Origin of the sequence: Clostridium sp. B9 (assembly GCF_050509515.1) — a bacterium.
Classification (GTDB): Bacteria; Bacillota; Clostridia; order Clostridiales; family Clostridiaceae; genus Sarcina.
Window position 1 is genome coordinate 774,173 of the sequence record NZ_JBNWKA010000003.1, and the last position, 13,686, is coordinate 787,858.

General features: G+C 29.9%; 10 protein-coding genes. 7 read left to right on the plus strand and 3 right to left on the minus strand.

The window, feature by feature from the left end:
* Nucleotides 1-93: 93 nt before the first annotated feature.
* Nucleotides 94-888 (plus strand): HAD family hydrolase, encoded by a 795-nt coding sequence (locus ACQZHJ_RS03510; protein ID WP_430484161.1) that lies wholly within the window; start codon nucleotides 94-96, stop codon nucleotides 886-888.
* Nucleotides 889-1,017: 129 nt separating this feature from the next.
* Here ACQZHJ_RS03510 and ACQZHJ_RS03515 read toward each other — a convergent pair whose 3' ends face one another.
* Both ACQZHJ_RS03515 and ACQZHJ_RS03520 read right to left on the minus strand, forming a co-directional pair.
* Complete coding sequence (locus ACQZHJ_RS03515) at nucleotides 1,018-1,677, minus strand: NAD(P)H-dependent oxidoreductase (RefSeq protein WP_430484162.1); 660 nt, start codon at nucleotides 1,675-1,677, stop codon at nucleotides 1,018-1,020.
* Nucleotides 1,678-1,879: 202 nt separating this feature from the next.
* On the minus strand, nucleotides 1,880-2,311 hold the full coding sequence (locus ACQZHJ_RS03520) for a nucleoside 2-deoxyribosyltransferase (RefSeq protein ID WP_430484163.1): 432 nt from the start codon (nucleotides 2,309-2,311) through the stop codon (nucleotides 1,880-1,882).
* A gap of 198 nt (nucleotides 2,312-2,509) precedes the next feature.
* Here ACQZHJ_RS03520 and ACQZHJ_RS03525 point away from each other — a divergent pair, with 198 nt between their 5' ends.
* Nucleotides 2,510-4,249: a hypothetical protein gene (locus ACQZHJ_RS03525; protein WP_430484164.1), complete on the plus strand. Its 1,740-nt coding sequence runs from the start codon at nucleotides 2,510-2,512 to the stop codon at nucleotides 4,247-4,249.
* Between the two features lie 59 nt (nucleotides 4,250-4,308).
* Here ACQZHJ_RS03525 and ACQZHJ_RS03530 read toward each other — a convergent pair whose 3' ends face one another.
* Complete coding sequence (locus ACQZHJ_RS03530; RefSeq protein ID WP_430484165.1) at nucleotides 4,309-4,761, minus strand: MarR family winged helix-turn-helix transcriptional regulator; 453 nt, start codon at nucleotides 4,759-4,761, stop codon at nucleotides 4,309-4,311.
* Nucleotides 4,762-5,056: 295 nt separating this feature from the next.
* Here ACQZHJ_RS03530 and ACQZHJ_RS03535 point away from each other — a divergent pair, with 295 nt between their 5' ends.
* The 5 genes from ACQZHJ_RS03535 (at nucleotide 5,057) to ACQZHJ_RS03555 (ending at nucleotide 13,576) form a co-directional block, all read left to right on the plus strand.
* On the plus strand, nucleotides 5,057-7,351 hold the full coding sequence (locus ACQZHJ_RS03535) for an ABC transporter ATP-binding protein (RefSeq protein ID WP_430484166.1): 2,295 nt from the start codon (nucleotides 5,057-5,059) through the stop codon (nucleotides 7,349-7,351).
* The gene (locus ACQZHJ_RS03540; protein WP_430484167.1) at nucleotides 7,344-9,203 is read left to right on the plus strand and encodes an ABC transporter ATP-binding protein; all 1,860 of its coding nucleotides are present in this window, start codon (nucleotides 7,344-7,346) and stop codon (nucleotides 9,201-9,203) included. The genes ACQZHJ_RS03535 and ACQZHJ_RS03540 overlap by 8 nt, the downstream gene beginning before the upstream one ends.
* A gap of 796 nt (nucleotides 9,204-9,999) precedes the next feature.
* Entirely contained in the window at nucleotides 10,000-10,848 is an 849-nt protein-coding gene (locus ACQZHJ_RS03545; RefSeq protein WP_430484168.1) for a hypothetical protein, read from the plus strand.
* Nucleotides 10,849-11,101: 253 nt separating this feature from the next.
* Nucleotides 11,102-12,151 (plus strand): AEC family transporter, encoded by a 1,050-nt coding sequence (locus ACQZHJ_RS03550; protein ID WP_430484169.1) that lies wholly within the window; start codon nucleotides 11,102-11,104, stop codon nucleotides 12,149-12,151.
* A 426-nt stretch (nucleotides 12,152-12,577) separates the two neighbouring features.
* Entirely contained in the window at nucleotides 12,578-13,576 is a 999-nt protein-coding gene (locus tag ACQZHJ_RS03555; protein ID WP_430484170.1) for a 2-hydroxyacid dehydrogenase, read from the plus strand.
* Nucleotides 13,577-13,686: the final 110 nt, after the last annotated feature.

The following is a 13,686-nucleotide window of genomic DNA, read 5'->3' on the forward strand; positions in this document are numbered from 1 at the left end:
AAAATGGACAAGCACATAAATTACATGCAGTTTATGTGTGAAATATAATTTTGTATTGTGATATACATGAGATATATAAGGATGGTGGCAATTATGGAGAATTTAAAAGGAATAGTATTTTTTGATGTTGATGGGACACTTATAGATTATAATAATAAGATTTCAAAACCATCTCAAAAGACTAAAGAGGCTATTACTAAATTAAAAGAAAATGGTTATCTTACAATGCTTGCAACAGGAAGACCAATGAGCTTTGTTGATGATGGATTAAAAGATTTAAATTTTGATGGGTACATAGCATCAAATGGAACATATATAGAGCTAAATGGAAAAACAGTAATAAATAATGATATACAATTAGAGAAGCTAAAGGAAATAATGGATTATTGTAATGAAGCAGAAATAAACTTCATTTTAGAAGGACAAGAAACAAGTTACGCAATGAATAGTGAAGTTGTAGATTTACTTGTTGAAATGTTTGCACTTCCAGCAGAAAAGTTCAAAGTAGATTGGAAAGATGATGATATATCAGCTAACAAGCTTGTTGTTATTGATAATGGCAAGGAAAACTTTAAGGATATTTTTGATAAATATAAAGATGAATTTGTATTTATGCAGCATCCAGGAGCAAATTCATATGATATGTATAGAGTAGGATGCACAAAAGGCCATGGAATAGAGCATTTTATAAAGGAATTAGGGCTAGAGGATAAGGATACATATGCTTTTGGAGATGGAGAAAATGATATAGAGATGTTCCAAACAGTTAAATATGGAATAGCTATGGGGGATGCCCATGAAACTCTTATACCTCATGCATACAAGCAAACAGAGAATGTTCCTAATGATGGAATTTATAAAGCTCTTGTTGAATTAGAATTAATTTAAAATAGAGTATTTTAATTGAAGCTTACAAATATTATTAAGAGAATATCTAGTGATTCTCTTGATATATTTGTAAGCTTTATTATTAAGTTTTTATACAGCACATTTATATAAAATAATTAGATGAATTAACTATTTTATATATGCAACAACATCTTCAAAACTTTGTCTAGTTTTTGCTCTAGGCTCTTCTTTTCTATAACCAAAGGCAACTGTTGTTCCTATTTCAAATTCTTCTTTATCTAATACACCTTCTTTGATAAGTATATCTTCTAAAGTTTTTCTATCAAACCCACCAATAGCACATGAGTCTATTTTTAATAATGCAGCAGTGTACATCATATTCATAAGTGCCATGTGACTTTGAGTGTTTGAATACATTAAAATTAAATCATCTCTATTTTCTATATCAAATCTAGTTATTTCAAGTTCTTTTAATGTATTTTTCATTTGAACTTCAATTTCTTCAGGAACTTTTTTTATGTCTTTTAATAGGTGATCTATATATTTTGAGTCATACTTAAGTGATTTTCCATTTCTAGTAAGTATAACAACGAATTTGCTACATGTAGGTATTTGTCTTCTTCCACCCCATGATGCAGCACCTAACTCATCTTTATATTTTTGATTATCTATAACAACAAATTTCCAAGGCTCAAGTCCCATTGAACTTGGAGCAAGTCTACCAGACTCAAGGATTAATTTAAAATCTTCATCGCTTATTTGCTTTGTTTCATCAAAGACTTTGCATGCATGTCTAAATTCTAATGATTCTATAATTTCTTCTTTCATAAAAAAACAACTCCCTTAAATTTGATTGTGTAAAATATAATTTTATTAAATATATATTAACACTTTTAAATAGTTTTAACAAGTAAAACAAAAAAATCTGTAATTTAGATTTAAAATAACTAGGTTTAATATCTAGTTTATCTAATATTACAGATTTATTTTGTAGAAAATTTGAATTTATATTTATTATATATTGAATTTATTAAAATACTGGACCAGTATAATCAGTTTTCTCTAATTTATCAAAATCATAAGTTTTTAATGCTTCTAAAGAGTCTATGTAAGAAGTTAAGCTATCACTTATCATTAAGTTGACAGGTTTTCCAGTCAAGTTAACTATTATAACTGGTTTACCAGTAGCATAAGCATATCCACACTCCCAAGCAGTTCCACTATCTGAATAGTTACCATTACTTATTATAGCAACCATAAGGTCAGCATTTGATATTCCATTTAAATCAGCATTGAAAGTTTCAGTTCTCCATTCCTTTGAACCAAATTCAAGATCGCTTTTTAATTCAAATGGTGCAAATACTTCAAACCCTCTATCTTCTCTTAATACTTTAAGAACTCCATGCATTCTTTCAAGTTCAGCATCATTAAAAAATGGACTAGCTAAATAAACTTTTTTCATTTGTTTACCTCCAAATTAATTTTTATAGTAAATTTTATTATAAAGGTTAATTGTAAATTTGTCATTTTTATAGTGAAAAAGAATGATATTACACCGTGTAAAAAAGATGCAAAATATGAACTATTTTGAAGAGGTTTGTATATAATACTATCAGAAACTATGTTTTTATGGCGAATGTGTTGTTTTCTTAGACTTATTGTGACAATAAATCTAATAGCACATTATCACATAGAAGAATATAAGAAGAGGATGGATGATATGTGGATAAATGTAACCCAACATTACTGTAAATCTCTAAATCAGATATTGGAATATGAAGCACATTTAACTGAATGTCTGAACTGTTTTATGTGCAAGGTTATAGAAGAAGAATTAGATAAGATAGAAGAAGTTGATAAACGTATAGTTGTATTTAAAGGATTATTGGACTCTTATAATAATAGAACTTGTGCAGTAAGTAAACTTATATCATCATCAGGGTGTTTATTAGAAGGGTGTGATTACAAATGTTACTCTCAACAGGGATGCTATGATAACATATTAGATAAAATTTCTGATAATCATGAGGTGTATGATATAAATTATTTTTCTAAATGCCTTCCTTGTTCATCGTATGGTTGTAAATACGGATGCTCAAGACATTGTAAATGTAAGAAGCCATGTAAACACCCACATTTTAAGACAAGCAAACCTGGAATAGCTAAACCTGATAGAGAGAGTTATAGATTTAATTATATGGATAATAAAGAGGAGAATGAATATATGAATAGAATAGGGTATATGAATAATGAAGGTTATGGAATGGATTACGTAGACAGTGAAGCATATGAGACAGATTATATGAATGATGAAGAATATGGATTTGGTTATATGGATGATGAGGAATATGGAATGGATTATATGGATGAAGAATATGAAGAGATTATGGAAAAACCAAGTCACAATTCAATGCATAAGAAACCATTTGGGAGACCACCATTTAGTAAACCATCATTTGGAAGACCACCGTTTGGAAGACCACCGTTTGGAAGACCTCCAGTTGGAAGACCCCCATTTGTAGGAAAACCACCAGTGGGTAAACCATGCTGTAAGCCATGCGAAGAACCACACTGCAAGCCACATTGCTGCAAACCATGCTGTAAGCCATGTGAAGAACCGCACTGCAAGCCACATTGCTATAAACCATGTTGTAAGCCATGTGAAGAACCACACTGCAAGCCACATTGCTGCAGACCATGTTGTAAGCCATGTGAAGAACCACACTGCAAGCCACATTGCTGCAGACCATGTTGTAAGCCATGTGAAGAACCATGTTGCAAGCCACATTGCTATAAACCATGCTGTAAGCCATGTGAAGAACCACACTGCAAGCCACATTGCTATAAACCATGCTATAAGCCATGTGAAGAACCATGCTACAATCCACATTGTTGTAAACCATGTTATAAGCCATGTGAAGAACCATGTTGCAATCCACATTGCTGTAAACCATGTTATAAGCCATGTGAAGAATCATGTTGTTACAAACCATGTGAGTGTCCATGCTGTAAACCATGTGAAAAGCCACATATAGAGACATTAGATGGTATATATGAATATGACAATATGGAAAGAGAAGTTAGGCCATTCGAAGGTACTTCAAAATTTATAGATGAAATAGAAAGCATAGAAGGAAGAATAGCTAGAGATTTATTTGGTAAAGAAGCCAATCATAGAGAATTAGATGGATTAGATACTAAATTTGATTGTAATGATGATGAAAAATTTAATGCAAAGCATATAGGAAACAAAGTTTATTATTTAGGAAAGGTTAGGATTATTGACTCTTGTAATAAGATAATTGTTTGTAATCACATGCTTTACGATGCAAAAATTAAAAAATTATATTTTTGTAAAGCAAACAATTGTAAAAATGTAAGAGCCACTTATTGGGTTTAATTAAAAATGTTGAAGAGTAAATAAGCACATGCAACCATTCGGTTGTATGTGCTTAAATTTTAATCTAATTTTGTAATTATTAAATTTAATTGTTTTGCAAGTTTAGCTAATTTTTCTAAGTCGTTTGGTGGAAGAACAGAAATTTTTTCTTTAAGGTCACTTTTCGCTCTTTGTCTTTGCTCTTTAGAAAATTCATGGCCTTTTTGGGTTATTTTTACTCTAATAACTCTTCTATCATTAGGGTCAGTAAATCTTTCTACTAAATCCTCTTTTATTAGTTTATCTATTATTGGTGTCATATTTGATTTTGATATTGATAAATTTTTTGCAATATCAGAAACTGAAACAGCCTCGTTTTCACTATGTAGTAAATAAAAGATAACTTTAGCATGAGATGGTGGAATAGACAATCTTTTTATAATTTCTTCGTGGTTAAATACTCTTCTATTTAAGTACAATAATAGTGAGTAAAGTTCATCAGATGCTTCTTTTAAATTTTCTATGGTATTCATTTTAACCTCCTATTTATTAAAGATTAAATTTAAATATTGTAAATAACATTAAATTAATGTAATGAATTATTAGATTAATATGTAGCTAAAACCTAATATAATTATATTTAAATTAATTAATATGCTTTTTAAAATTTTATTTTTAACTTGTATATTTTATATTTTAACCATATAAGTCTATTATACACTAAAAATAGTTATTGACATAGAATAGTTATAAAAATATAATTAATATAAAATCATAACTAAAAAGAAGCGTTAAATTTGAAATTATACACAGAAAAGAGGGAAATAAATGTCAAAGCTAATTAAATACTTAAAACCATTCACGGCATCAATTTTAGCTGTTATAGTACTTCTTTTTGCTCAAGCTATGTTTGACTTATCTTTACCAGATTATATGTCAAATATAGTTAATGTAGGAATTCAGCAAGGTGGTATCGAAAATGCTGTTCCGGAAGTTATTAGTCAATCTGAATTTGATAGACTAACACTTTTTATGAGCAAAGATGAAAAGGCTAAGGTAGAGAAGAACTATACTTTATTAGAAAAAGATAAACTTTCACAGAGCGAATATGATGAATATGTAAAAGATTATCCAGCTTTAAAAAGTGAGGCGTTATACAAATTAAATACAACTGATGAAACTATTATTGATGAATTAAATCCAATAATGGGTAAATCAATACTTATAGTTGGGGGCATTGAGTCAAAAGGACTACAAGCTTTAGAAGCAAACAATGCTCAAGCACCAACAGGGGTCCAAATGAAAACAGAGGATACTGGAAATAATGCTAGTAAAGCACAATTAGGCTTGCCAGCAAATACAGATCCATTTTTTATGATTAAAAATATGCCCGAATCTCAAAAAACAGATATGTTAAAGAAGATAAATGATAAGGTTGATGCAATGCCAGAGAGTATTGTAACTCAGTCAGCTGTTACATATATTCAACAACAATACACTGATTTAGGTATGAACATAGAAAAAATTCAAAGTTCATATATATTAAAAACTGGTGGAATAATGGTGCTTTTAGCATTTGGTAGTATGATTGCAGCGGTATCAGTTACATTAATAGCTGCTAGAGTAGCCGCGGGGTTTGGAAGAAATCTTCGTGGTATGGTCTTTGGAAAAGTTGTTAGATTCTCAAATGCTGAATTTGATAAATTTTCAACTGCATCATTAATAACTCGTAGTACAAATGATATTCAACAAATCCAAACCTTAATGGTAATGTTACTTAGAATAGTAATTTATGCTCCAATCTTAGGAATTGGTGGGATATTCAGAGTGGTTAGAACTGACACAGGGATGTCTTGGATAATAGCAGTAGCTTTAGCTGCCATATTATCATTAGTAATAGTAATGTTTGGTCTTGCTATTCCTAAGTTCAAGATGATTCAAAAGCTTGTGGATAAATTAAACTTAGTATCTAGAGAATCACTTACAGGAATGTTAGTAATTCGTGCATTTAATACTCAAAAATATCAAGAGGATAAGTTTGATGGAGTAAATAAAGATCTTACAAGAACAAATCTTTTTGTTAATAGAGTAATGGGTGGAATGATGCCACTTATGATGCTTATAATGAATCTTATAACTGTACTTATTGTATGGATAGGAGCACATAATATAGATAGTGGAGTTATGCAAGTTGGGGATATGATGGCATTTATTCAATATACAATGCAAATAATCATGGCATTTTTAATGATTTCAATAGTATCAGTAATGCTTCCAAGAGCATCAGTTTCAGCAAAACGTGTAGCTGAGGTTATAGAAACTAAAGAAAGCATACATGACCCAGAAAAAAATAATGAATTCGACCCTTCAAAGAGAGGATATGTTGAATTTAAAGATGTTTCATTTAAATATCCAGGTGCAGAAGAATATGTATTAAAAGACATTACATTTACTGCTAAACCAGGAGAAACAACAGCTTTCATAGGAGGAACAGGAAGTGGTAAATCAACTCTTGTAAACTTAATACCACGTTTCTATGATGTCACAGAGGGTGAAATACTAGTTGATGGAACTGATATAAGAAAGGTTTCTCAACATGATTTAAGAGAGAAAATAGGATATGTTCCTCAAAAAGGAATATTATTCTCAGGAACAATTGAAAGTAACTTGAAATATGGGAATGAAGATGCTTTAATGGAAACTTTAGAAGAAGCAGCTAATATAGCTCAAGCAAGCGAATTTATAGATGCTAAAGAATTAAAATATGCAGAAGAAATATCACAAGGTGGTACTAATGTATCTGGTGGACAAAAACAAAGACTTTCAATAGCAAGAGCTTTAGTTAAAAATCCAGATGTGTTTATATTTGATGATAGTTTCTCAGCTTTAGACTTTAAAACAGATGCGGCTGTTAGAAAAGCACTTAACGAAAAAACATCACATAGTACAATGCTTATAGTAGCTCAAAGAATAAGTACAATTATGGGTGCAAATCAAATAATAGTAATTGATGAAGGTAAGATTGTAGGAAAAGGAACTCATAAAGAGCTTCTAGAAAATTGTGAAGTTTACAAGCAAATAGCTTTATCTCAACTTTCAAAGGAGGAGCTAGGCAATGAGTAAGGAAAGAAAACAAGGTGGCATGGGTGGCCCAATGAGAGGAATGGGTGGCGGCCCAAGAAGCGTTGAAAAAGCAAAAAACTTTAAAGGTACAATGAAAAAACTTATAGAATATTTAAAGCCATATAGATTATCTATGCTAATAGTTTTATTATTTGCTATAGGTAGTGCAGCATTCTCAATTGTTGGACCTAAAATACTAGGTAAAGCAACAACAAAAATATTCGAAGGCTTAATGAATAAGATAACTGGTGTTCCTGGAGCTTCAATGGATTTTGGATACATTGGAAAGATTGCAATAGCTTTAGTTGTTCTATATTTAATTAGTGCATTATTTGGGTTTATTCAATCATTCATAATGTCTGGAGTAGCTCAAAAGGTTTCTTATAATTTAAGAAAACAAATATCAGAAAAAATAGATACTTTACCACTAAAGTATTTTGATACAAGAACAAATGGTGAAGTTTTATCAAGAATAACAAATGATGTTGATACAGTGAGCCAAACTTTAAACCAAAGTTTATCTCAAATAATAACATCAATTACAACATTAATAGGTGTATTAATAATGATGTTCTCTATAAGTTGGATAATGACTGTAGCAACATTTTTAATACTTCCAGTTTCAATGTTCCTTATATCTTTAGTTGTTAAAAAGTCACAAAAATACTTCAAATCTCAACAAGAGTACCTTGGTCATTTAAATGGTCAAGTAGAAGAGGTTTATGGTGGCCATAATATTATGAAAGCTTTCAATAGAGAAGAAGCTTCAACTAAAGAATTTGATGAATTAAATAATACTTTATATAAATCAGCTTGGAAATCACAATTCTTATCAGGTATGATGATGCCAATAATGTCTTTCGTAGGTAACTTAGGATATGTTTTAGTTTCAATACTTGGTGGATGGTTAACAATTAAAAATGTTATACAAGTTGGAGATATACAAGCATTTATTCAATATGTACGTTCATTTAACCAACCAATATCTCAGATTGCTCAGATTGCTAACGTAATGCAATCAACAGCAGCTGCTGCTGAAAGAGTATTTGAATTCTTAGATGAAAAAGATGAGGTTAAGGACTCAGATAAATCAATTGATTTATCAAAAATAAATGGAGAAGTTGATTTTGAGAATGTCCACTTTGGATATAATCCAGAGAAGACTATAATAAATGACTTCTCAGTAGATGTTAAACCAGGTCAAAAGGTAGCAATTGTTGGACCTACAGGAGCTGGTAAAACAACTATAGTTAAACTTTTAATGAGATTCTACGATGTAAATAGTGGAAGCATTAAAATTGATGGTCATGATATAAGAGACTTTAAGCGTAAAGATTTAAGAAGTCTATTTGGAATGGTTCTTCAAGATACATGGCTATTTAATGGAACTATAATGGAAAACTTAAGATATGGTAGATTAGATGCTACTGACGCTGAGGTTAAAGAAGCTGCTAAAGCTGCTCACGTTGATCATTTTGTAAAAACTTTACCAGATGGATACAATATGGAGCTTAATGAAGAAGCAAGTAATATATCACAGGGACAAAAACAACTTTTAACTATTGCTAGAGCATTCTTAAAAGATCCTAAGTTATTAATACTTGACGAGGCTACAAGCTCAGTTGATACTCGTACAGAGCTTCTAATACAAAAGGCTATGGAAAAGCTTATGGAAGGTAGAACAAGTTTCATAATAGCTCATAGACTTTCAACAATACGTGATGCTGATATAATCCTTGTTATGAAAGATGGAGACATAGTAGAACAAGGAAATCATGAAGAGCTATTAAAGAAAGGCGGATTCTATGCAAGTCTTTATAATAGCCAATTTGAACAAAGTGACGCATCATAATTAAGATAAAGGTACTTTAAAAGACTTTTAACAAAGTGGTTGTATCAAAACTTAATAAAACTTGCAAACATATTCTGAGAATTACTAGATTTCGCTAAGAATTTATAGTTATTGTTCCGAAAATATTACTAAAGCTTCGAAAGTTAAGTGAAAGTCCAAATTTTAAATTTGGTTTCTTGAACTTATGCAATCGAACTTTGGTGAGATTGTATTCCTTAGAAAATAACAGTCTCAGCTTCTTAACGTAATATTTTCTCCACAATAACTTAAATTCTAAAGCTTATCTAGATATTCTCTTCATACTGTTTGCAGGTTTTATTAAAAAGTAATTTTGATACAACTTTTTATTATTAGCTTTTAAAGTACCTTTTATTATTAGGCTATTAAGAAATAAATACTCAATTAAAACCTACAAACATATTCTGAGAATTACTGGATTTCGCTAAGAATTTATAGTTATTGTTATTGGCTTTCAGAGTACTTTTTATTATTAGGTTATAAATAAGGCGAGCTGATAAGTATTTATTTGAAATTTAGCTATGTTTTAAAACAGTATTGATTTTAGAGAGAACTGTAAAACCATATTAATGAGCAATTTAGAGTTTCATTATCTATGAAAAAATAATAGAGTTAAGAGGCTTTTTCTGTTTGAAGCGTAGCGAGTTTAAAAGTCTTAGCTAAAATCAACACTCACTTAAAACAGAGATTAAGATTTAAAAGGTGAAATAGTGAAATGGGGGAATATGGTATAATAGGTTTTGTGAATTGTATTAATTAATAGGATGATGAGGTTATTATGAAGTTTAAGTTTTTATATTTGGGGAATAAAACTTTAGAAGAGGATAAAAACAATGCTTTTAGAGTTTTAAATTGTGAAGAAGATTTAAGTGAAGAAATAGAAAAAAAAGATTGTTTTAATGATGGAGATATTAATTGGGAAAGTAGAATTTGCTTCAATAGAAATGGACAGTTTGTAGATTTTTTAGGGGTTAGTTATGGGCAGTTTATAAATAAGATTAGATATGAGATAAACTCATTTGAAAAATATATTTATAATAAATCTAATAATGAAGAGTTTAATGTTGTTTTTTTAGATTTATTAAATGAAGCGAATTATGTATATGAAAAAGAATTAACAGCTCTAATAGATGAAATAGAAGAGAAGATTGAAGTTGGATGTTTAAATAAAACATTATTTCTAATAGCAGATGGTGAATTGTTTAATCATATAAAAAATTTAGGAAATAAGATTGAATCAAAAATGGTTAAGATTAATGGAGGAGAAGAAACTCTTAATTGCATAATTGAAACTTTAGTTGATTTTATATCATATAGTGAATTGATTTATAGTAAGTCTTCCTTTGAAAATAAATTTGGAGAGATAAGTGTTATGCTTGGAGAAGCTAAAGGAGAAAATTACTCAGGTGAAATAATAATGAGTATTTTAAGTAGGCTTTCTTTAGTTCAAAGTGATAGTTTTTTTGAGTTGATTTTACTTAGTGCAGATAATTTGAACTTAGAGGATGTAGCTTTGATTGAAGATGCTTTAAGAGAGTACATGCCCTTTAATAGTGAATTAATAATTAAACAATTAACAAACAAAGTTTTGGGTGAAAAGATTACTTTTATGCTTTTTTCTAAATAAAAATATATAATTAAGTTATTGATATAGCGCTACACATGGCTTAAAAAGCCGTTTGTAGTGCTATTTTTATTTTGAGGATTATAAAAGTGATTGTTAATTATTTAACTTAAATAACTTAAATAATTATTTAAAAACTTAAATAAATTGTTTCGATAGGGGGTAGCTTGTACAATAATTCTTGTAAGAAAAAGTTCGACAAAAAATGACATGGTTTTAAATGTTAAAAAAAACACAAGTAGGAGGAAGGTTTAGGATGTTAGAAATTATTCAAAAAACGCTTACTGACAATGCTATCATAGGTGCAATATTCTCATCAATGGCAATTATATTTTTAGGTTTTTATGTTAGAAAAAAGGGAATATTACCAGATTCAGCGTCAAAGATATTAACTAAGGTTGTATTAACGTTAGCAATCCCTGCATTAGCTTTCAATTCATTCATGAAAGATATTAATCAGAAAGACTTACAACAAGGTCTTAATATTTTAGTATGGGGATTCGTAATTTACATATTATTAATTGTATTAACTAAGTTCATGTTTGCAAAAGTAAAAGGTGACAAACAAGACGTATTTAGAGTATTAACTATATTTGGATCAACAACTTTCTTTGGTATTCCAATAGTTAAGGCAGTTTATGGTTCAGTTGGAGCTATGTACTCATCATTATTCAATATTGCTTATAGAGTTTTCTTATACTCATATGGATACATCAAAATGTCTGGTGTAAAAATGGACAAGGAAAACATGAAGAAGAACTTAAAAGAAATGTTCTTAAATCCAATAATTATAGCTACTTTCTTAGGATTATTTATATGGTTATTCCAAGATATGTTACCACAAGTACAAGTTGGAGATAAGAGTTATGCATTCTTAAGAATAGACCAAACAGTACCATGGTTATATCAACCATTAACTTACTTATCAAAGTTATGTTCACCATTAGCATGGATTTCAATTGGTGTTAAATTAGCAGATGTTCCATTAAAAGAAGCTGTAGAGCAAAAAGATGCTTGGGTTTACAGTTTTGTAAAGATACTATTAGTACCTGCTATAAACTTAGGATTATTAGTATTAGTTACTAAAACAGGAATATTACCAGTATCATTCGAAGGAATGGCTACTACAGTTATCATGTTAGCTACACCTACTGCTACAGTAGCAGCAGCATACGCTATAAGCTTTGATAAAGAGGCATTATTTACATCAAACTGTTCATTATTATCAACAGTGGCAGCCGTAGTTGCAATGCCATTCTGGATAGTAATCTTAGAAATAGTTAGAAACATAGGATTATTCGCATAGTAAAAAGTTGAAAAGTAAGGCATTGTTTTAAGTGAAAGTTGATTTCTAGATATATCTTCAGACCTTACTTAATTTCGCAAAGAATTTCTATTGTTTATTCCAGAATAATAGCTAAGGCTTTTAAACTCGCTAGCGCTCAAACAGAAAAAGCCTCTTAACGCTATTATTCTTACATAAACAATGAAACTCTAATTGCTCATTAAGATGGTCTTTCATCTATATCTAGAAATCAACTATGCTTTAAAACAAAGCTGAAATTTTTCATGCTAGATATAGTTCCATAATTATTTCACCTATATCTAATATTGAAAAATTTAAATTAAAGCTTTTTAAATATAGAGGAATATTAATTAACAAACAAGCTATAAATCTTAAAATGTAGATCTTAGCTTAAAAATAAGATGGGGAAAAGAGGAGGATTTTCATATGACAAAATTAGTATGTTATGGAGTAAGAGAAACAGAGGTACCATATTTCCACAAGTTAAATGAGGATTTCGGATATGAGTTAACTTTAGTAGAGAAAAACTTAAACCATGAGAATGTAGAGGAAGCTATAGGAGCTGAGGCTATAATGGTTAGAGGAAACTGTAAGGCTGATAGACAAAACTTAGAGTTACTAAAAAGTAAGGGACTTAAATATGTTTTAACTAGAACTGTTGGATTTGACCACGTTGATTTAGAAGCTGCTAAAGATTTAGGATTACATGTTGCTAGAGTTCCAGGATACTCACCAAATGCTATTGGAGAGTTAGCAATATCATTAGCTATGATGCTTTTAAGACACACAGCATACACAGTTAACAGAACAAGCAACAAGAACTTCTTAGTAGATGGATTTATGTTCAGTAAAGAAATCAGAAACTGTACAGTTGGAATATTAGGGGCTGGTAGAATCGGATTAACAGCTGCTAAGTTATTCAAAGGATTAGGAGCTAAAGTAGTAGCTTTTGATGTATTCCAAAGTGATGCAGCTAAAGAAATAGTTGAATTCATGCCTTTAGATGAGGTATTAAAAGTATCAGATGTTATATCAGTACACATGCCATACATAAAAGGACAAAACTATCATATAATAAATGAAGAGTTCTTAGGAAAAATGAAGGATGGTGCAATCCTAGTTAATACTGCAAGAGGAGAATTACAAGATATAGAAGCTATAGTAAAAGCTCTTGAATCAGGTAAATTAGGTGGATTCGGAACTGACGTATTAGAAGGTGAGTCAGCAGTATTCTTCAAAGACTTAGAAGGACAAAAGCTTGAAAATGAAGCTTATGACAAACTTATAGGTCTTTACCCAAGAGCATTAGTAACTCCTCATATGGGTTCATACACAGATGAGGCTTTAAGAAACATGATAGGAATATCATATGAAAACCTTAAAGAGTATTTAGAAGAAAATACTTGTAAGAATGCAATAGCATAATTAAAGAGATTAGTTTTTAAATATATATTTAGTTTATATTAGGGGCTATATTAAAACCTTAAACAATAGAACTCGAAAGAAAGTTCTATTTTACAGGTCTTAATATAGTT

Coding starts and splice junctions, on each gene's coding strand:
- ACQZHJ_RS03540 (WP_430484167.1), top strand. CDS start 7,344: ATGAGTAAGGAAAGAAAACAAGGTGGCATGGGTGGCCCAATGAGAGGA.
- ACQZHJ_RS03550 (WP_430484169.1), top strand. CDS start 11,102: ATGTTAGAAATTATTCAAAAAACGCTTACTGACAATGCTATCATAGGT.
- ACQZHJ_RS03545 (WP_430484168.1), top strand. CDS start 10,000: ATGAAGTTTAAGTTTTTATATTTGGGGAATAAAACTTTAGAAGAGGAT.
- ACQZHJ_RS03510 (WP_430484161.1), top strand. CDS start 94: ATGGAGAATTTAAAAGGAATAGTATTTTTTGATGTTGATGGGACACTT.
- ACQZHJ_RS03530 (WP_430484165.1), bottom strand. CDS start 4,761: ATGAATACCATAGAAAATTTAAAAGAAGCATCTGATGAACTTTACTCA.
- ACQZHJ_RS03535 (WP_430484166.1), top strand. CDS start 5,057: ATGTCAAAGCTAATTAAATACTTAAAACCATTCACGGCATCAATTTTA.
- ACQZHJ_RS03520 (WP_430484163.1), bottom strand. CDS start 2,311: ATGAAAAAAGTTTATTTAGCTAGTCCATTTTTTAATGATGCTGAACTT.
- ACQZHJ_RS03555 (WP_430484170.1), top strand. CDS start 12,578: ATGACAAAATTAGTATGTTATGGAGTAAGAGAAACAGAGGTACCATAT.
- ACQZHJ_RS03515 (WP_430484162.1), bottom strand. CDS start 1,677: ATGAAAGAAGAAATTATAGAATCATTAGAATTTAGACATGCATGCAAA.